The organism is Flavobacterium sp. 3HN19-14, assembly GCF_051373205.1.
Lineage (GTDB): Bacteria > Bacteroidota > Bacteroidia > Flavobacteriales > Flavobacteriaceae > Flavobacterium.
The window spans coordinates 971,211-990,335 of record NZ_JBPPZT010000001.1 but is presented as its reverse complement, the minus strand read 5'-3'; the positions used below and the strand labels follow the sequence as shown (position 1 = coordinate 990,335).

General features: G+C 42.2%; 19 protein-coding genes and 2 pseudogenes. 15 read left to right on the top strand and 6 right to left on the bottom strand.

Features of this window, described 5'->3' with window-relative positions; translation table 11 throughout:
* Nucleotide 1 precedes the first annotated feature (1 nt).
* From ACSLFW_RS05145 to ACSLFW_RS05110, 8 genes and pseudogenes are all read left to right on the top strand, one after another.
* The gene (locus ACSLFW_RS05145) at nucleotides 2-439 is read left to right on the top strand and encodes a retropepsin-like aspartic protease (protein WP_436554907.1); all 438 of its coding nucleotides are present in this window, start codon (nucleotides 2-4) and stop codon (nucleotides 437-439) included.
* A 143-nt stretch (nucleotides 440-582) separates the two neighbouring features.
* Entirely contained in the window at nucleotides 583-2,502 is a 1,920-nt protein-coding gene (locus ACSLFW_RS05140; protein WP_436554906.1) for a Calx-beta domain-containing protein, read from the top strand.
* A 1-nt stretch (nucleotide 2,503) separates the two neighbouring features.
* A complete protein-coding gene (locus tag ACSLFW_RS05135) occupies nucleotides 2,504-3,877 on the top strand; it encodes a DUF7619 domain-containing protein (protein ID WP_436554905.1) in 1,374 nt (457 codons plus the stop codon).
* The gene (locus tag ACSLFW_RS05130) at nucleotides 3,798-3,962 is read left to right on the top strand and encodes a T9SS type A sorting domain-containing protein (RefSeq protein WP_436557376.1); all 165 of its coding nucleotides are present in this window, start codon (nucleotides 3,798-3,800) and stop codon (nucleotides 3,960-3,962) included. The genes ACSLFW_RS05135 and ACSLFW_RS05130 overlap by 80 nt, the downstream gene beginning before the upstream one ends.
* Before the next feature lie 240 nt (nucleotides 3,963-4,202).
* Nucleotides 4,203-4,730, top strand: a pseudogene (locus ACSLFW_RS05125) (Ig-like domain-containing protein); the annotation flags it as partial.
* Between the two features lie 137 nt (nucleotides 4,731-4,867).
* On the top strand, nucleotides 4,868-5,833 hold the full coding sequence (locus ACSLFW_RS05120; RefSeq protein WP_436557375.1) for an Ig-like domain-containing protein: 966 nt from the start codon (nucleotides 4,868-4,870) through the stop codon (nucleotides 5,831-5,833).
* Complete coding sequence (locus ACSLFW_RS05115) at nucleotides 5,787-6,302, top strand: hypothetical protein (protein ID WP_436554904.1); 516 nt, start codon at nucleotides 5,787-5,789, stop codon at nucleotides 6,300-6,302. Before ACSLFW_RS05120 ends, ACSLFW_RS05115 begins: the two co-directional genes overlap by 47 nt.
* Nucleotides 6,284-7,588: a T9SS type A sorting domain-containing protein gene (locus ACSLFW_RS05110; RefSeq protein ID WP_436554903.1), complete on the top strand. Its 1,305-nt coding sequence runs from the start codon at nucleotides 6,284-6,286 to the stop codon at nucleotides 7,586-7,588. The genes ACSLFW_RS05115 and ACSLFW_RS05110 overlap by 19 nt, the downstream gene beginning before the upstream one ends.
* 74 nt (nucleotides 7,589-7,662) lie before the next feature.
* Here ACSLFW_RS05110 and odhB read toward each other — a convergent pair whose 3' ends face one another.
* The 6 genes from odhB to ACSLFW_RS05080 form a co-directional block, all read right to left on the bottom strand.
* A complete protein-coding gene (gene odhB, locus ACSLFW_RS05105; RefSeq protein WP_436554902.1) occupies nucleotides 7,663-8,907 on the bottom strand; it encodes a 2-oxoglutarate dehydrogenase complex dihydrolipoyllysine-residue succinyltransferase in 1,245 nt (414 codons plus the stop codon).
* A 27-nt stretch (nucleotides 8,908-8,934) separates the two neighbouring features.
* Nucleotides 8,935-9,108 (bottom strand): DUF2442 domain-containing protein, encoded by a 174-nt coding sequence (locus ACSLFW_RS05100; RefSeq protein WP_436554901.1) that lies wholly within the window; start codon nucleotides 9,106-9,108, stop codon nucleotides 8,935-8,937.
* 39 nt (nucleotides 9,109-9,147) lie between these two features.
* A complete protein-coding gene (locus tag ACSLFW_RS05095) occupies nucleotides 9,148-9,327 on the bottom strand; it encodes a DUF4160 domain-containing protein (protein WP_436554900.1) in 180 nt (59 codons plus the stop codon).
* A 56-nt stretch (nucleotides 9,328-9,383) separates the two neighbouring features.
* Nucleotides 9,384-12,173: a 2-oxoglutarate dehydrogenase E1 component gene (locus tag ACSLFW_RS05090; protein ID WP_436554899.1), complete on the bottom strand. Its 2,790-nt coding sequence runs from the start codon at nucleotides 12,171-12,173 to the stop codon at nucleotides 9,384-9,386.
* Between the two features lie 216 nt (nucleotides 12,174-12,389).
* Nucleotides 12,390-12,743, bottom strand: coding sequence for a hypothetical protein (locus tag ACSLFW_RS05085; protein WP_436554898.1), 354 nt, complete (start codon nucleotides 12,741-12,743; stop codon nucleotides 12,390-12,392).
* 94 nt (nucleotides 12,744-12,837) lie between these two features.
* Entirely contained in the window at nucleotides 12,838-13,812 is a 975-nt protein-coding gene (locus ACSLFW_RS05080; protein WP_436554897.1) for a polyprenyl synthetase family protein, read from the bottom strand.
* Nucleotides 13,813-14,040: 228 nt separating this feature from the next.
* Here ACSLFW_RS05080 and ACSLFW_RS05075 point away from each other — a divergent pair, with 228 nt between their 5' ends.
* The 7 genes and pseudogenes from ACSLFW_RS05075 (at nucleotide 14,041) to ACSLFW_RS05045 (ending at nucleotide 19,083) form a co-directional block, all read left to right on the top strand.
* On the top strand, nucleotides 14,041-14,625 hold the full coding sequence (locus tag ACSLFW_RS05075; RefSeq protein ID WP_436554896.1) for a TetR/AcrR family transcriptional regulator: 585 nt from the start codon (nucleotides 14,041-14,043) through the stop codon (nucleotides 14,623-14,625).
* Nucleotides 14,626-14,650: 25 nt separating this feature from the next.
* Complete coding sequence (locus tag ACSLFW_RS05070) at nucleotides 14,651-14,998, top strand: hypothetical protein (protein ID WP_436554895.1); 348 nt, start codon at nucleotides 14,651-14,653, stop codon at nucleotides 14,996-14,998.
* A 35-nt stretch (nucleotides 14,999-15,033) separates the two neighbouring features.
* Nucleotides 15,034-15,183: a hypothetical protein gene (locus ACSLFW_RS05065; protein ID WP_436554894.1), complete on the top strand. Its 150-nt coding sequence runs from the start codon at nucleotides 15,034-15,036 to the stop codon at nucleotides 15,181-15,183.
* Nucleotides 15,184-15,224: 41 nt separating this feature from the next.
* Nucleotides 15,225-15,995, top strand: coding sequence for a TolC family protein (locus ACSLFW_RS05060; RefSeq protein ID WP_436554893.1), 771 nt, complete (start codon nucleotides 15,225-15,227; stop codon nucleotides 15,993-15,995).
* Between the two features lie 10 nt (nucleotides 15,996-16,005).
* Complete coding sequence (locus ACSLFW_RS05055; RefSeq protein WP_436554892.1) at nucleotides 16,006-16,479, top strand: biotin/lipoyl-binding protein; 474 nt, start codon at nucleotides 16,006-16,008, stop codon at nucleotides 16,477-16,479.
* Complete coding sequence (locus tag ACSLFW_RS05050; RefSeq protein ID WP_436554891.1) at nucleotides 16,394-17,134, top strand: efflux RND transporter periplasmic adaptor subunit; 741 nt, start codon at nucleotides 16,394-16,396, stop codon at nucleotides 17,132-17,134. Before ACSLFW_RS05055 ends, ACSLFW_RS05050 begins: the two co-directional genes overlap by 86 nt.
* A gap of 66 nt (nucleotides 17,135-17,200) precedes the next feature.
* A pseudogene (locus tag ACSLFW_RS05045) lies at nucleotides 17,201-19,083 on the top strand (efflux RND transporter permease subunit).
* Nucleotides 19,084-19,125: the final 42 nt, after the last annotated feature.

Here is a 19,125-nt window from a genome sequence, read left to right as displayed (position 1 = left end):
AATGGAAAACCTTCAGGAACTGCTTAAAAAGAACAAATACAAAAAAATAAAATTCAGGATTACCAGAACGCGGCATTTATTGCTGAAAGCCAAAATCAACGGCATTTCAGGCACTTTCATTTTAGACACCGGTGCCTCAAACAGTTGTGTCGGGTTTGAATCTGTCGGTTTCTTTGCGCTTGAGGCTAAAAAATCAAAGACCAAAGCTGCCGGCGCGGGCGCTACCGGAATGATTACGCAGGTTTCTAAAAACAATTCTTTGCAGATTGGAAGTTGGAAAAGCAGTGCATTGCACCTTGTTATTTTTGATCTGTCGCACGTGAATGAAGCCCTTACGCAGCACAAGGCAAAGCCTGTAAACGGCATTATCGGTGCCGACATCCTGATTGACGGAAAAGCGATTCTCGATTATGACAGTTGCAATTTGTATTTGCGGTAAGATTGTAAATTTTATTTAAAGTTTGTATTTAATTATAAATCAACTGTTTAAAATAAGTTTTTTGCTTTTTATTTTTACAGTATTAGGGTTTTTCCTATTTTGTTTGTTTAAAAGAATCAAGTCACAAACCAAAAGATAATCACATGAAAAAAAATTACCTCAAACTGCTGCTCCTTTTACTTTTCGCATTAGGAAGCCGTAATGCTTCGGCGCAAATTTTTTATCTATCAAGCGCTTCAGGCAGTTACAGCCTGATTGAAGGCGATTCGTATGTATTTTCAGCCAATCTTTACAGTGTAAGCGCTACGCCTGTTGTAATAGATATTGTCAGCGTTTACAATGAAACCAATTCGGCAGATTTCGCGCCGTTTGCTGCAACGGTAACCATTCCGGCCGGACAATTATCAACCGGGCTGCTGACGATTGTTACGGGCGACGATGGCGACATCGAGCAGAATGAAAGTTTTTCGCTTAATGCTACAGTGACTTCAGGAAGTACCCAAAACAACGAGGTTTCACAATATGTTACGATTATTGATAATGACGCTCCGCCGACACTTCATCAATATTTATCCGCCAATCTTATCGAAGGTACCGGCAGTTCGGCCTACCTGAACCTGAGTAATCCTTTTCACAGCGACATTGCCGTAACGGTCAATTCTGCTGACGGCACGGCTACATTGGCAGATTATACACCGGTTAACTGGAATTATATTATTCCTGCAGGGCAGACTTCTCTTGCGGTGCCTTATATGACTACTATAGACAACACTCCGGAAAGCGATGAAACTTTTACGATTACTTTTACGGTGACTTCGGGCAATACAGCAAATAATTCGGCTGTTTATCCCGTGACGATTATTGATGACGATACGGTTCCGTCACTTTCACTTGCTTCTTATCAGACTACTGAAGGATATGATGCTACAGTTTATGCTAACCTGAGTAATCCGTTTAACAGCCCGATTACGATTACGCTGACACCTTCTGCGGGAACCGCCGGCACGGGCGATTTTACGGCTACACCGCAAACAAAAGTCATCCCTGCGGGACAAACCTATACTTCCTTCTCAATTGACACAACCGATGACGGTATTGACGAGCCTGTTGAGCAATTTACCGCAACTGCGGTTTCAGCCGGAATCAGCAATTCTCCTGTTACAACAAATTGCACGATTATCGATAATGACGGGCTTCCTGATTTTGTTCTCGATGCCTATTCCGGCAACAAGCAGGAAATGATCATTGAAGGTGGTGGTATACATATAATGGCTGCAATGACAGCACCAATTGCAACACCGGTAGTAGTGAACATCACAACCGTTCCGGGTACGGCAACAGCGGCAGATTATGCGCCTTATACTGCAACATTAACCATTCCGCCCGGACAACAGTCTTTCAGCGAGGATATTTACATCCCGATGTTTTTAGATACGCTTGAGGAAGGCCTGGAGAATTTTACGGTACACGCCGAAATAACTTCAGGAAATGTTTACAACACGAGTTTTGATTTACCAGTTACAATCATCGACGACTATAATGTGAATGCGCACAACGATGATGTTTACTCAATTGCAAACGTTGGAAATACTGTTTCGCTGCTTGCCAACGATACTTTGCACGGATTGCCATTGAATGTTGCTGATGTTACGCTGACGACTTCGTTTGACAGCAGTTTGGGAATAACAGTTGATGCGAATGGCTTTTTAACCGTCCCTTCAACGCTTGCTATGGGCTATTATCAGCTTGGCTCTTACACAGTTTGTGAAAATGCCAACCCGGCCAATTGCTCAACGACATCTGTAAATGTTCAGGTAATATCTCCGATGGGCAGCACTTATACGGTTACTTATTCAGATTACAACGGCGACGGATTTACCAGTGTAGGCGACCTTATTTCTTATGCTTTTACGTTGACCAATAACGGAAATTTGCCCATTACCAACATAGACATTCAAAACAGTTTCCAGATTAACATCGAAGGCGGGCCAATTGCCAGCTTGGCGCCGGGAGAAACTGATTCGACTACTTTTTTATGCAACACATATCCTCACGCAAGATGACGTGAATTTTGGTTTTTTCCCGCAGCTGGAAGCGTCTTTTGAAGGAACATATAACAGTCAGGAGGTTTCAGGTTATGCGTCGCAGATGGGCAATTTCTCGCTGAATTTATCTGACGGAATAAAACTAAATGCCTTTATAGACGACAATGCCAACGGTACGCAGGATTTTGGTGAAGCCAATTTCCCGTTAGGGCATTTCAATTATGAAATCAATGGCGACGGCATTCAGCATAGTTTATATTCGACACCGTATTATTTGTATGAATCCAATCCGACGACGACTTATCATCTGAGTTATACGACAGACAGTGAATTTTCGGCGTACAACGTTTGTACTGCAGATTATCCAAATGTAACGGTAGCACCGGGTTCGGGAATCACGACTTATAATTTTCCGGTAACGGTGACGCCTTACCAGGATGTTGCAGTGAATGTGATTGGATTTAATCCGCCGCCAAGACCAGGGTTTACTTATTACAATTATATTTCATACACGAATAATTCTACACAACCGATTGCTTCGGGCACTGTCACTTTTGTGAAAGACCCAACAGTTACAATAGTAGATTCTTACGGCACGATTACACCCACCGGTGTTACTTACAATTTTACCAATTTACCACCGTACCAAACGGAGTATATTTGGGTGAGATTACAAACACCGACCATTCCGACCATAAATCTGGGCGATTTGGTGACCGCAACCGCAACCGTAACGATTCCGGGAACAGATGTCAATCTGGCCAATAACACTTCGTCATTGACACAAACCATTGTGGGTTCTTATGATCCGAATGATAAATCTGAAAGCCATGGCAGCGAGATCCTGCATTTCGGATTTACTGCCAACGATTACCTGACTTACACCATCCGTTTTGAAAATACCGGAACCGCCAATGCCGTCAACATCAATGTAACCGATACACTTGACCCAAAACTTGACGAAACTACTGTTAAGATGGTTGACGCGAGTGCGACTTACAGCCTTGAAAGAACAGGCAGCAATTTAATCTGGCATTTTTATGCGATTGATTTGCCGCCGTCAGGTGAAGATGATCCTACAGTCGGACATGGTTATGTGACTTTCAAAGTGAAACCAAAAGCGGGCTATGTTATTGGGGATGTTATTGAAAATACAGCTGACATCTATTTTGATTTCAATCCTGCGATTGTGACCAATACGGTTTCGACTGCATTTGTAGCCGTACTTTCAGCAGATCAGTTCAATGATGATACCTTTAAATTTTATCCGAATCCCGTGAAAGATGTGTTGCATATTTCGCTTAAAAGAAAACATCAGTTCGCTTTCTGTAACCGATGTCACAGGAAAAATTGTCGTTTCAAGAGGCGCTGCTGCTGCACAAACACAAATTGACTTATCACAGCTTGCTTCCGGTGTTTATTTCTTGAAAATTGAATCCGGCAAAAAAGTCAAAACAATCAAAATCATCAAAGAATAATTTTAAACTGAATCAAATCCCGTTCTTTTCAGGGCGGGATTTTTTGCCTTTAATTATCGCTTTTACAATTATATCATTAATGTTAAAATTTCCTATATTTGATTGATACACTTCGAGATATGAGAAAAAACTACTTTAGATTACCGGTTATTTTTTTGCTGCTGTTGGGTGGCAAAGCATTTTCGCAAACCGCAGGCGATGATGCGGCTTCGACGGCTGAAAATACGCCTGTCGTGATAAATGTATTGCAAAACGATTCGTTCGGCGGATATGGCCCAGGGCGCTGTACCTATCGGAATATCACAATATCCGTCAAGTGGTTCTGTTGATGTGCTTACTAATGGCACACCCGAAGACCCAACGGACGATACGATTATTTATACGCCAAACGGCGGATTTATCGGTACTGATACGTTTGCCTATACAATCTCAGACAGCGTAAGTAATTTTAGCTCTGCCATGGTAACTATTACGGTAGGAAGTTGCCCGACATCACTGCCTGAAGCCTTCTCAGATTCTTTCGCCACCAATATCGACGAGCCGATTTTTTGCAATGTGCTCAGTAATGACGTCTTTAACCCCGGAGGGGTTGCTTACATAAGCATAAGTGTCCCGGCTGCGCATGGCACGGCAAATGTAGCAACCTACCAGACAGCCGATATGGCGGATGACCAGGTAATTTATACACCTGAATCAGGCTTTATTGGTTCAGATTCTTTCGAATATACTGTTACAGATTGCGCCGGAAATACTGCCGCAGCGACGGTTAACATCGTAATTGTCGTAGATGTCAGCAATCTCACGGCTGTCGACGATAACGCGACAACGACGGAAGACACGCCTGTCGTAATTAATGTGCTATCTAATGATTCGTTTGGCAGTGAAGGCACGGTTTTGGCACTGGTATCGAAATTACTTCACAAGCGACAAATGGCATTGCTTCCGTATTTGCAAACGATAACGCGAACGATCCGTCGGACGATACCGTTTTGTATACACCGAATGCGGGTTTTAGCGGCATCGATACTTTTACCTATACCATCACGGATGCACTTGGCAATACTGCAACGGCTACTGTGACTGTAGTAGTCGCCAGTTTTCCGAATAGTGTGCTTGTGGTCGGAGAAGACCATGGCAGCGTTTCGCAATTTGTTACAGGAAACACCGTCATCGAAAATATTCTGGCGAATGACACTTTAGATGGTGTAGCAGCTTCGCTTTCTACGGTTACGATTACGCAGCTTTCAACGACCAACCAATATTTTAATATTGATACTGCTACCGGTGCAGCGATTTTAAATCCGGGTACACCGACGCAGCATTATGTGATTGAATACCAGATTTGCGAAATTGCACATCCTGAGAATTGCGCTGTTGGAAAAGTAGCATTGCTCAACGCTGCCAATCAATCCGACAATTTTTATGCTTATGCCTCAGTTTGTGGCGATTCTTACGTTTCTGAAGATATTTTGGCCAATGATTCTTACTATGGAATGCCTGTTCATGCCAATACTTATTACAACAACAATAATAATATTATTGATAACGTATCCATCCAGTTTAATTATGATGGCGCGAACATATCCTACAATGACGGCAATACTTATATATTTGCCAATTACATCACTAACGGCATGGTGACTTATACGATATGCGATCTTGCCAACCCCCAGATTTGTGATTATGGCCAGTTTCCGCTATGGATTGCCGAAGCCTATGTGAATGCAAATGATGATAATTTTTCAGTTTATGGCGTAACGGGGGGAACTGTAGGTAATATTTTGAGTAATGATACCACTTGCGGCTATCCCGGCTTCCCCGGGAGTGCCCTGGATATCTCTTACCAGTTTGCCCGAAGGCATTATCGTTGACCCTGCGAGCGGCGATGTGAGCGTTGCGTCGGGCATCACTCCGGGAAGTTATTATTTCACCTACTATCTCAGTTACTTTTCCGGATCTGGTGATGGTGCGAATGTATTTATAACCGTTACATCTGATTCTGACCTGCAAACAAATACCGATCATTTCAATCCGATCTGTCAGGGAACTTCTGCTAATGTGCTTTTAAACGACACCATCGACGGCCAGAGCCTCTTGGAAAATGCCTCGCTGGTTACCGTAACCCAGATATCGGCGCCAAACGGAATTTCGGTCGATGCTACTGGCGCAATAACCATTGCCCCTACGGTTCAGGAAGGTATTTATTATTTGAGATATAAGGTTTGTCTTAACGATACACCCAATGAATGCAGCGTAAATTTTGCTTATCTGGCTGTTGCGAAAAACTGGATAACCGGGTTTGTTAAGTTTAACAATACAGCATGTTCCCTACTCAGTTGAACACGCCCAATCTAAAGGTAAAAAATGTTGTCGGACCGGAAACCTACATTTCACAAAATCATGAACCTTACCCTTCCGGTTACAATTCGCCGTACTTCATATTGGCGAGCTTAGGAACGAATGTTGTCAGCCTTCCGGAAATTCCTGATTATTTCACGATAACACCAAATCCTGCAGAAGTAACCTTGGTCAATACCTGCGATAATGATTTTATGGATTTTTGCATCGTTCCAAACACAGCAGTGAACGACCTGGAAATTTTGCTGATCCCTTACGGCGACTCACGCCCTGGTTTTGTGAGCGGTTATAGTCTCGTAATTTTTAATAATGGAAGCACCACCCAAACGGGAATAGCAACTTTATCATTCGATAACAGCGCGATGACATTTGTAAGCAGTAATCCTGCACCTGCTAATGCTACAAGCAATAACCTGCAATTTAATTTCACGAACCTGGAGCCTTTTCAATCAAAAATATTCAGGAATGTAAATTTTCAACTGTATACCAATCCTGTTGTCAATTCAGGCGATGTTGTAACATTTACTGCATCAATTCCGGTCGACGCAGATGCAACTCCTTCAGACAATACTGCCGTTCTGTCGCAAACAGTCGTCAATTCATTAGATCCTAATGACATAACGGTTCACGAAGGCGCCACCATTACCGAAGAACAGGCCGACGATTACCTGCATTACACAATTCGTTTCCAGAATACAGGAACAGCAAGTGCTGTCAATGTGAGGATTTTTGATGAACTCGACAGCAAGCTCGACTGGAATTCAATGGAAATTATCAGCAGCAGCCACAATTGCCGTTTGAAACAAAAAGATAACAACGCTGAATTTCTTTTCGAAAACATCTATCTCCCGCAAAGCGATGCCGATGAGCCATCAAGCCACGGTTATATTACTTACAAAATCAAGCCGTCAGCTACAGTTGCGCTTGGCGATATCATTGCGAATGCCGCTGGTATTTACTTCGATTTTAATGATCCGATTGTCACCAATACCGTAACGACAGCGCTTGTCGCGCCGTTAAAAACACCTGAATTTATTTACAGAAATATCAATGTGGCGCCGAATCCGGTTGCAGGAATGCTGACTGTTTCCGGTGTTGAGGCTATCGACAGCATTTCAGTCACATCGCTTTTGGGTCAGGAATTAAAAACTGTAAAAGGCAATAAGCTGCAGGAAAAAGTCGATTTTTCGAATTTTGCCAAGGGTACTTATATTGTAAAAGTGAAATCTGCGGGAATTGAAAAAACATTTAAGATTGTGAAGAATTAAGGGGAAATTTAATTACGAAAAAAATCCCGCTTTGAATTTCAAGGCGGGATTTTATTTTCATAAAGATTGAAATATTACAACTCCAATGCTTTCATCGGATTGTTATCCATCAGTAATTCAGCAGGATTTTCAAGGCCTTCTTTTACGGCAACCAGAAAACCAACAGATTCTCTTCCGTCAATAATCCTGTGGTCGTAAGACAAAGCGACGTACATCATCGGGTGGATTTCCACCTGACCATTTACGGCAATCGGACGCTCAATAATGTTGTGCATTCCCAAAATTCCGGATTGCGGCGGATTGATGATTGGCGTAGAAAGCATGCTTCCGAAAACGCCACCGTTAGAAATCGTAAAGGTCCCTCCGGTCATATCGTCAACGGTAATCTGACCGTCGCGTGCGCGGATGGCAAGTCTTTTGATTTCTGCTTCAACACCCCGGAAAGTCAGGTTTTCTGCGCTTCTTACGACAGGAACCATTAAACCTTTCGGCCCTGAAACAGCTACGGAAATATCGCAGAAATCATACGAAATCTTTTCATTTCCATCAATCATTGAATTCACATCCGGGAATAATTTCAGCGCTCTGGTTACAGCTTTGGTAAAGAATGACATATAACCCAATCCTAAACCGCCGTGTTTCGCCTTAAACGCATCTTTGTATTCATTACGAATCAAATTGATTGGCGTCATATTAACTTCGTTGAAAGTCGTCAGCATCGCCGTTTCGTTCTTCGCAGCTACGAGTCTTTCGGCTACTTTTCTGCGAAGCATTGATAATTTTGTGCGCTCTGAACCACGGTTGCCACCGGTTGGCGTTCCCATTGATGGTGTAGCATTAACGGCATCTTCTTTGGTGATGCGGCCCGCTTTTCCAGTTCCGGTTACATCAGTTGGCTGTATATTTTTTTCGTCTAATATTTTTTTAGCGGCAGGAGACGGTGTTCCTGATGCATATGAAGTTGGGGCCGGTGCAGCTTTTGGCGCTTCCACTTTTGCTTCAGGTTTCTTTTCTTCTACTTTTGGAGCTTCTTCTTTCGGACTTTCGGACTTTTGACTTTCGACTCCACCGGCAGGTTTTGCCGCGTCGGTATCAATAAGGCAAACGACAGCACCAACGGCAACCGCATCGCCTTCTTCCGCTTTAAGCGTAATGATTCCGCTTGCTTCGGCTGGTAACTCAAGCGTCGCTTTATCTGAATCTACTTCGGCAATTGCCTGGTCTTTTTCAACATAATCGCCGTCTTTTACAAGCCATGTTGCGATTTCGACTTCTTTGATTGATTCGCCCGGTGAAGGGACTTTCATTTCTAAAATCATCTGTATATAATTTTATTGGTGTAATGTTTAATGTAATAAATTCTCTATGGAAATGTCTTCGTCAATTTCTTCCCAATGAACGCCTTCACCTTTTCCTATGAAACGCCATTTTTTTAACTGCTCTTCGGTTGCTTTTCTCAATCTCGGAAACCATTCCAGCGGAATAGGCAATTCCCTTCCATCTTCTAAAAAAACTATCATTTTAGAATCTGCGAAAGCAATGTTACCGCGTTATTGGATTTAGTGATTACTGAAAAACTCATCCCATTTTTGTATTAAAAGTTGTTGATTTTCCTCAACTAAATTACGAATTTGTTTCAATTCTGATGCGTTAAACGCAGAAGACTTCACTAATTCGATGTTTTCTAAATTGAATTTGGCTGTTTTTTCAGCTTTCTCAATGTGAATATGTTTAGGCAATGCTCATTGCTGTAAAAGAAAAAACGAAAGCCGTCAATAACTAAAACTGTCGGCATTTAGCTAAACAAATTCTTATCAAAAACCATCGCAACCGCAGCCGCATGACGTTTTTTCGAACGGGCATAACTTCCGGCTGCCGGTGCGCTGTATGCTTTTAGTGAAGCGACTCTGAGTTTTACCAAATCAAAATTCATCAACATGTAACTGTAAGCACCCATATTTCTCGGCTCTTCCTGCGCCCAGACGAAATCGTCGGCATTCGGGTAAGAAGCGATAATTGCTTTTAATTGCTCAACCGGCAATGGAAATAATTGTTCGATTCTGACCAAAGCAACATCTTTTCTGCCATTGTTTTCACGTTCGGTATTCAAATCGTAATAGAATTTTCCGGTAACGAAAACCAGCGTTTTCACATCCGCTTTGTTCACATTCACGTCGTCAATCGTTTCCTCGAAACTTCCGGTTGCGAATTCTTCTGCAGACGAAACCACGCGCGGATCACGCAACAAACTTTTCGGAGTGAATACGATCAAAGGTTTTCTGTAAGTCGTTTTCATCTGTCTTCTCAATAAATGGAAGAAATTGGCCGGCGTCGTACAATCGGCCACGAACATATTTTCGTTGGCACATTGCTGCAAATAACGCTCCATTCTCGCTGATGAGTGTTCTGCACCCTGGCCTTCGTAACCGTGTGGCAATAGCATCACGAGTCCGTTTTGATTATTCCATTTGTCTTCGGCGGCAGAAATGTACTGGTCGATCATGATTTGTGCCCCGTTGGAGAAATCCCCAAATTGTGCTTCCCAGATCGTTAGTGTTTTCGGACTCGCCAAAGCATATCCGTAGTCGAAACCAACTACGCCGTATTCTGATAAAAGTGAATTATAGATATGGAATTTCCCTTTCGCTTCCGGCAATTGTTGTAATAAAATCACTTCTTCTTCTGAATCTTCGACTTTTACAACGGCGTGGCGGTGCGAGAAAGTACCTCTTTCAACGTCCTGTCCTGAAATCCTGACATCATAACCTTCGGTCAGGAGTGAGCCGTACGCCAGCAATTCGGCCATAGCCCAATCCAGTTTATCGGTATCGAAATACATCGTCTTCCTGTCATTGATCAGCTTTTCGATTTTGCTGATGAATTTTTTGTCGGAAGGCAATTTTGTGATGACTTCGGCGATTTTTGTCAAGCCATCTTTCGGAAAAGTTGTGTTGACTTTTTCAAGCATTTCTGCCTGATTTGCCTGTTTGAAACCTTGCCATTCATTTTGCATGAACGGCGTGATGATGGTCAGATCTTTCTTGCGCGACGCTTCAAGGTTATGCTCTAAATCGGCTTTATATTTTTCTTCGAGGCTTTTCACGAAAGTGTTGTCGATGATGCCTTCTGCGAGTAATTTCTCGGCATAAATATCTCTCGGATTTTTATGCTTCGCGATGAGTTTATATAATTTCGGCTGTGTAAAACGCGGTTCGTCACCTTCGTTGTGCCCGTATTTTCTGTAACCTAACAAGTCGATGAAAACGTCGCTTCCGAATTGCATCCTGAAATCGAGTGCGAATAACATCGCGTGAACGACTGCTTCTGTATCATCAGCGTTGACGTGCAATACCGGAGAAAGCGTCACTTTTGCAACATCTGTACAATAAGTTGATGAGCGTGCATCGAGGTAATTCGTCGTAAATCCAACCTGATTGTTGATGACGATATGAATCGTCCCACCGGTTCTGTAACCGTCAAGCTGCGCCATTTGCACAATCTCGTAAACGATTCCCTGTCCGGCCACGGCCGCATCTCCGTGAAGCGCAATCGGTAAAACTTTAGAAAAATCGTCCGGGAAATAGCGGTCTTGTTTGGCGCGTGTAATGCCTTCGATAACAGCTCCGACAGTTTCAAGGTGAGAAGGGTTCGGGGCTAAATTGATATTGATGCTTTTTCCTGATTTCGTCTGCCTGTCGGAAGTCAATCCCAGGTGATATTTCACGTCGCCATCGAATAAGGCATCGTCATCGTAATCTTTTCCGTCAAATTCGGAAAAAATATCCTGCGTTGATTTCTTGAAGATGTTCGCCAAAACGTTGAGACGACCACGATGCGCCATTCCCATTACGAATTGCTCTACGCCTTTCTCGGCTGCGGCTTCAATCAACGCGTCTAGCCCGGGGATAATAGATTCGCCGCCTTCAAGTGAGAAACGTTTTTGGCCGACATATTTGGTGTGAAGGAAGTTCTCGAAAGAAACCGCTTCGTTTAACTTTTCAAGGATGTTTTTCTTTTGTTCCGGATTGAATTTCGGGATGTTGTCGTTGTAGCCGATTTTGTCCTGAATCCACTGTATTACTTCGGGTTTACGGATGTACATATACTCTACTCCGATGGATTCGCAGTAAATTTTATCTAAGTGCCCTAAAATTTCCTGAAGCGTGCAAGGCGCAATTTTAATCGCTTTTGCCGCATCAAAAACCGTCGTTAAATCTTCTTTGGTAAGGCCGTAATTCTCGATATCGAGTGTCGGCGTATAAGTCCTTCTGTCGCGAACCGGATTGGTTTTGGTGAACAGATGCCCGCGCGTGCGATAGGCATCGATGAGTTTCAGGACGTTGAATTCCTTTTGCAGTTTTTCTGAAATCTTGCTGAAATCCTGGTTTGAAGTTGCGGCACCGGCCAATTGTGCTGCCTGATTTCCGTAACCATTCTCTTCATTATAAGTGGTCATTCCGAAGTCGAAACCCTGGAAAAAGCTTCTCCAGCTTGGTTCTACGCTATCGGGATTTTGTAAATATTGATCGTATAATTCGGCAAAAAATTCAGTGTGGGCTGCGTTTAAAAAGGAAAACCTATCCATAATATTGTTGAATGTCCTAATTTGTTAAAAATATTTTTGCAAAAGTACGACAATTACAACAATCTCGTAAATATTTTCTGCAATTATGACTTAAACTTATCATAAAATCAAGGGATTCAAAAATCAATGGCAAATTCAAAAATCAATCTCAATTGTAAAATTACAGAGGCCTAAAGTGTTCTATTTGACATTGAATTTTGAAATTGAAGTTGATTTTCAAAACTTGTTCCGAAACCACACTTTCTGCCATTCTCTTTTCAAAATCAAAAACGACACTTGGCCTGCCAATTCTGAGATATCGGAGCCGTCCAGTTTTTTGATTTCGTTTTCATTCACGTCAATGATGTAAAGCAAATTGAGGTATTCGGCAAATTTATACTGAATCAGGCGGTAAATTTTCTCATGCAATTGTACTTTCAGCTCTTCCGGATTGGTGCTCATCGGAAAGTCGACACCTTCGTTGGCCAGGTTGAAATCTTTGTTGAGCTGTTCGATGAGCTTGAGGTACAGGTTTTCGCTTTCGGCTTCGGAAAGTAGGTTGTCGGCGTTAAGTGGCGCGATGTAATTCATAGTAAGTTCAAAAAATCAATGGCAAAAATCAAGCTCAATTTCAAAATTCAACACAATTCATTTGATATTGATTTTTGAAATTGACATTGAAATTTCACACTTTTCTTCCCATCAGATTTTCCCCAAAAGACTTCAAGACAGCTTTCTTTTCATTGTCAATTCCAATTTTCTGAAGCGTCTCAAAAGCTTTAAAAGTGTAATCATGAATCGCCTGTTGTGTCTCATCAGACGCTCCGGTAGCATCAAAAATCTGTTTTACCATGTTGATTTTTTCAGTGTTGTCGTCAGGGCGGATGGAAAATAAATGCGTGAGTTGTTCTGCCTGCGTTTTATCGGCAAATTCAAAAGCCTTTAAATAAAGATACGTTTTTTTATTTTCGATGATGTCGCCGCCGACCTGTTTTCCGAAAGTAAGCGGATCCCCGAATGCATCAAGAAAATCATCCTGGAGCTGGAACGCGATGCCGAGATTCAATCCGAAATCATAAATCAACTTGCAATTCTCTTCGGAAGTTTCGGCAATAATGGCGCCCATTTTCATCGCTGCGGCTACCAAAACTGCCGTTTTATATTCAATCATTTTAAGGTATTCGGGAATCGTAACGTCGTCGCGATTTTCAAAATCAACATCCCATTGCTGGCCTTCGCAGACTTCGAGCGCGGTTTTACTGAAGACTTTCGCAAGGTCGCGGAAGACTTTCGGTTCGTATTGCTCAAAATATCTATATGCCAAAATCAGCATGGCGTCGCCTGACAGAATTCCGGTGTTGATGCTCCATTTTTCATGAACGGTTTCTTTGCCGCGGCGCAATGGTGCATCATCCATGATATCGTCGTGAACGAGTGAAAAGTTGTGAAAAACCTCAACCGCCAATGCTGCGGGAAGCGCTTTTTGGTAATCGGCATCGAAGATTTCTGCAGTCATCAGCGTTAGTGTCGGCCGCAATCTTTTTCCGCCATCCGACAAAACATAGTGGATCGGCTCGTAAAGATTTTTCGGTTCAGCAACTAAAATCTGCTCGTTAAGATAATTGGAAATCAGTTCCTGGTATCGATAAATAGACTGCATGAAAGTATTTTTCGGCTAAATTAAGTTAATTAGTCGAAAGTTTAAAGCCGAAAGGAAAAGCTATACCGCTTGATTATTACAAACTGCAGTCTTTCGACTTTTGACTTTCGCCTTTCGACTTCACCCAAATGTTAAATAAATGTAAATACTTTGGAAACTATTTTTGTATTCAAAGTTTCCAAAGTACTTTTGCAATGAAATTTTTAACATTTCGGAGATTACAACACAATGAAAGACAAAATTATAGCAAAAGCGACAGAGATGTTTTTAAAACTTGGTTTTAAGAGCATTACCATGGATGATATTGCCGGTGAAATGTGCATTTCGAAAAAAACGATTTACAAATATTTCATCAACAAAGAAGTTCTGATTGAGGAAAGCACTGAAACTTTGCATAAAACGGTTTACCAGATTATTGAAGAAATCATTAGCAAAGATTACAATGCGATAGAAGAAAATTTCGAAATCAAGAAGATGTTTAAAGGCGTATTCCAATCGGCAGAAACGTCACCGCTTTACCAATTGAAAAAGCATTATCCGGAAATTTACCAAAAAGTAATCAGCCAGGAATACGAGGAATGCAGCCGTTACATGAAGCACAATATCCAAAAGGGTATCGATCAGGGTTTGTTCAGAAAAAACATTGACATCGAAATGTACAGTCAGTTTCATTACATCCTGACTTTCAGCATTAATGAAAATACAAGGCTTGAAAAAGAAGCAGAGCGCCTTGAACTCGGCGCTATCGAATACCACATGCTGGGCCATGGGAACGCCCGAAGGCATTATAGAATTAGAGAAACAATTACTTAAAACCATCATATAATCCAACAATCAAATGAAACAGTTATTTTTAATCACATTGCTTGTCGCCGCAGTAACTGCGCGGTCTCAGGACACCAAGCAAAGCTATTCGATGAGCCTCAATGAAGCCATCAGCTATGCTTTGGAACACAATTATTCGGCAGTCAATTCGACGCGTGACATCGATATTGCAAAAGCCAAAAAATGGGAAACTACTGCTGCTGGTTTGCCACAAATTAACGGCGCTGTAGATTATACTTACAATTTTGTAATTCCGAAATCGGTTGTTCCGGCACAATTTGTAGACAGTACGGCTGCCCTGGCGAATTTGCGGCGGTTGAATTCAGTCCGAAGCAAAGCCTTGGCATCCGCGGGACTTTAAGCCAGCTCATTTTTGACGGTTCGTATTTAGTCGCTTTGAAAGCTTCTAAAACTTATCTTCAGTACTATCAGAATGCCAAAAGAAAAAACGCAGTCGAAGTGCGCGAAATGGTCATCAATGCTTATGGCAATGTTTTACTGACCGAAGAAAGCATCGCGATTCTCAAAAAAACAAAAGCGTTTTAGAAAAGACTTTATCCGACACGAACAAAACTTTTAAAAACGGTTTGATCGAAGAAGAAAATGTTGAGCAGCTTCAGATTACACTTGGAACAGTCAACATCAATCTTGCCAATTCCAGGAGATTACTCGACATCAATTACAAAATGCTGAAACTTACGCTGGGTTTAGAGATAGAATCGGATTTAAAACTTAATGACAAACTCGATGCACTTACAGTGAGCAATCTTGATGCGGCATTTTCGCAAAGCACCTTCAATGTCACAGAAAATATCGATTATCAGATGGCTGTGAATTTTACGGAACAACGCACTTTAGAGTACAAATTGCAAAGAAGCAAAGCACTTCCGACACTTTCTGCAAGCTTGAATATGGGAACGAATTCATTCGGCAAAGACTTCACTTTTTTTAACAGCACACAGAAGTATTATTACAATTCTGGTGTTGGTGTAAGTCTTAATATCCCAATCTTCAGCAGTTTCGGAAAGGCCGCCAAAACGCAACAAGCTAAAATTGCCATCGACCAGGCAAAAACCCAATTGACAGAAACCGAGCAAATGCTCAAACTGCAATATGAAAAAGCCAAAAGCGAATATGATTTCAGCATCGAGCAATTCGAAACAACAAAAAACAACCTGAATCTTGCCGAACGCATCGAAAGAAAGCAGCAGACCAAGTTTACCGAAGGTCTTTCGTCAAGTTTTGATTTCAGTGAAGCACAACGCCAACTTTACACTGCACAGCAGGATTACCTGCAATCGATGGTCAACATCATCAACAAAAAAGCCGCATTAGAAAAAATAATCAACACCAAATAATCACAATCAAATGAAGAAGATACTTTTATTATCCGCATTTTCACTGCTTTTGCTTTCGTGTTCGAAGGAAAAAAGCGTTGACGAATTAATCGCGTCGAAAGACCAAAAAGCCATGCAGGAAAAAAGAACCGCACTGCAGGCCGACATCGCAAAACTTGACGGAGCACTTGGCGCCGCCGACAACAAAAAACCGGAAGCATTGGTTTCAATCGCTGCCGTAAAAGACACGACCTTCAGCCATTATCTTGAAATTCAGGGGAATGTTGACACGAAAGACAACCTGATCATTTATCCGCAGTTCTCAGGAATCCTGACCACTTTGAACGTAAAAGCCGGTCAAAGTGTTACAAAAGGCCAGGTTTTAGGCAGAATTGACGATGGCGGATTGAGCCAGCAGGTTGCACAACTGGAAACCCAGGCGGCTTTGGCAAAAACGACTTTCGAACGCCAAAAAAGATTATGCGAACCAGAAAATTGGTTCTGAAATCCAGTATCTACAGGCACAAACCAATATGGTGAGCCAGCAGAAAGCCGTTTCACAACTGAAAGCGCAATTGGCAAAAACTGTCGTTACGGCTCCGATTTCAGGCGTAATTGATGAAGTTTTGACAGAACGTGGCGAAGTGGTTGCTCCGGGACAAGGTTTGATGAGAATCGTCAACCTTAATAATATGTACATTTCGACTTCTGTTCCTGAAACGTATATCGGAAAACTGAAAGTAGGCACAACTGTCGATGTTGAACTGGCTGCTTTAGGTAAAAATTATGTTGGAAAAGTACGCCAGGTGGGTAATAACATCAATCCGGCGAACAGGACTTTCTCCATAGAAGTCGCAGTTCCTAATCCTGACAATTTGTTGCGTCCGAATCAGGTAGCAAAACTGAAAGTAATCGATTACACCAGTAAAAATGCTGTAGTAGTTCCAACAAATGTAATCCAGGAAGACGGTGCCGGAAACAAATTTGTTTTCGTCGCTTCTCAAATCTCAGGAAAAACCGGAGTCGCTAAAAAAGCAGTTATAAAACCGGGACAATCATCAGGAAACGTAACTGAAATTTTAAGCGGATTGACGGATAAGGACATGATCGTTATTGAAGGCGCCAACGCGATTTCAGAAGGCATGAAACTGAATTTCTAAAATTATTTATGGTTAAGGTTCAGCACAAATCCTGAACCTTATACCCTAAACCCAATACCAAATAATATGAGTGAGAAAAAACAACACGAATTCAGTATCTCAAGCTGGGCGGTCGACAATCGCGTCACCGTTTACATATTCACAGTACTGATTGTCATCACGGGACTCATCGCCTACGTTACCATGCCGCGCGAGGATTTCCCTGAGGTCATCGAAAATAAAATTTACATCTCGTCGGTTTTCCCTGGAAACTCTGCCGAAGATGTTGAGAAACTGATTGTCAAGCCGCTTGAAAAGGAAATCAAGAACATTTCCGGCGTAGAAAAATCAGTTCGAGTTCCTTCCAGGATTACGGAATGATTGTCGTCGAATTTTCAGACGATGTAACGATTGAACAGGCGAAAGAGAAAACCAAAGATAAAGTCGATATCGTAAAAGCCGATACCGACTGGCCAAATCTTGACAACGGCGGAAAAGTAGAACCGAGCGTTTTCGAATTGAATATTTCGGAAGAAGTGCCGATCCTGAACATCAACCTGCAGGGAAATTACACCACACAGCAATTAAATGATTACGGAAAACTCATCGAAGACGACTTGGAGGAAATCCCGGAAGTCAAAGATGTGGTGATTTTGGGTGTCGATGATAAAGAAGTTGAAATCGCTGTCGATATCTTCAAAATGACCGCGGCACAAGTCACTTTCGACGACATTCAAAATGCCGTGAAATACGAAAACATGACGCTTTCGGGCGGAAATCTAATTTCGCAAGGCTCAAGAAATAACATCAGAATCATCGGTGAAATCAAAGACCCGAAAGAACTCGAAAATGTAATCGTGAAATCTTACGGCGGAACCGTTTACCTCAAAGACATCGCCACTGTAAGCTTTAAGGAAAAGGAAAAAACGACTTACGCCCGTGAAAGCGGCAAGGAAGTCGTGATGCTGAACGTAAAAAAACGTTCCAATACGAACATGATTTCGGCAATTGAACAGGTGAAGGAAAAACTCGAAAAAGCAAAACTGGCGTACCTTCCTGCCGATTTACAGATGAAACTGACCAACGACCAATCGTCGCGCGTCGAGCACCAGGTGGATGAATTATCAAACCACATCATCTTCGGGATTATCCTCGTAATGATCGTATTGATGTTTACGATGGGATTGCGAAATTCACTTTTCGTGGGCGCTGCGATTCCATTATCGATGATGATTGCATTTACAATTCTTTCAGCGTCGGGACTTACCTTAAATACAATGGTGCTTTTCGGACTTGTAATGGGTCTTGGGATGCTCGTCGATGACGGAATCGTGGTCGTCGATAACGTGTTTGCCAACATGAAAAAAGGCATAGACCGATACCACGCCTCGAAAATCGGTATTGGTGAAATCGCCTGGCCGGTAATTTCGTCGACAGCGACAACTTTGATGGCGTTCCTTCCGTTCCTGCTTTGGCCGGGAACAATGGGTAAATTCATGCGTTATTTCCCAATTACACTTACCGTAACCCTGACCGGTTCGTTATTTGTGGCGATGATTATCAACGCGGCGATGACGGGCGGTTCGATGGATATCGAAGACAAAAATGTGACCAAAAGATCAGCGAAACGCTATTCGATTATTTTTACGATAATTGCCGTGATTTTTGTAATTCTCGGAAACGTTTACGATTCAAAACTCATGCGCGCCATCGGGCATTTGGCCATCATTTCATTTGTATTTATGTGGGCTTACCGATTCAGAATATTCAAATGGACACAGGATTTCCAACACGGTTTCTTCCCGAGAATGGAACAACGTTACATGCGCTTCCTTTCAAGAATCCTTACCGGAAGAAATGCGTGGTTTGCATTGGTGGGCATTATCGGAATGTTGATATTCTCGTTTGTATTGCTCGGAATCTTCCCGAGAAAAGTCTGGTTCTTCCCGGATAATATCCCAACCAGGTAATCACTTACATCGAATATCCGCAAGGAACCGATATCAGCAAAA

Coding starts and splice junctions, on each gene's coding strand:
- ACSLFW_RS05145 (WP_436554907.1), top strand. CDS start 2: ATGGAAAACCTTCAGGAACTGCTTAAAAAGAACAAATACAAAAAAATA.
- ACSLFW_RS05140 (WP_436554906.1), top strand. CDS start 583: ATGAAAAAAAATTACCTCAAACTGCTGCTCCTTTTACTTTTCGCATTA.
- ACSLFW_RS05110 (WP_436554903.1), top strand. CDS start 6,284: ATGTTCCCTACTCAGTTGAACACGCCCAATCTAAAGGTAAAAAATGTT.
- odhB (WP_436554902.1), bottom strand. CDS start 8,907: ATGATTTTAGAAATGAAAGTCCCTTCACCGGGCGAATCAATCAAAGAA.
- ACSLFW_RS05100 (WP_436554901.1), bottom strand. CDS start 9,108: ATGATAGTTTTTTTAGAAGATGGAAGGGAATTGCCTATTCCGCTGGAA.
- ACSLFW_RS05090 (WP_436554899.1), bottom strand. CDS start 12,173: ATGGATAGGTTTTCCTTTTTAAACGCAGCCCACACTGAATTTTTTGCC.
- ACSLFW_RS05085 (WP_436554898.1), bottom strand. CDS start 12,743: ATGAATTACATCGCGCCACTTAACGCCGACAACCTACTTTCCGAAGCC.
- ACSLFW_RS05080 (WP_436554897.1), bottom strand. CDS start 13,812: ATGCAGTCTATTTATCGATACCAGGAACTGATTTCCAATTATCTTAAC.
- ACSLFW_RS05075 (WP_436554896.1), top strand. CDS start 14,041: ATGAAAGACAAAATTATAGCAAAAGCGACAGAGATGTTTTTAAAACTT.
- ACSLFW_RS05070 (WP_436554895.1), top strand. CDS start 14,651: ATGAAACAGTTATTTTTAATCACATTGCTTGTCGCCGCAGTAACTGCG.
- ACSLFW_RS05055 (WP_436554892.1), top strand. CDS start 16,006: ATGAAGAAGATACTTTTATTATCCGCATTTTCACTGCTTTTGCTTTCG.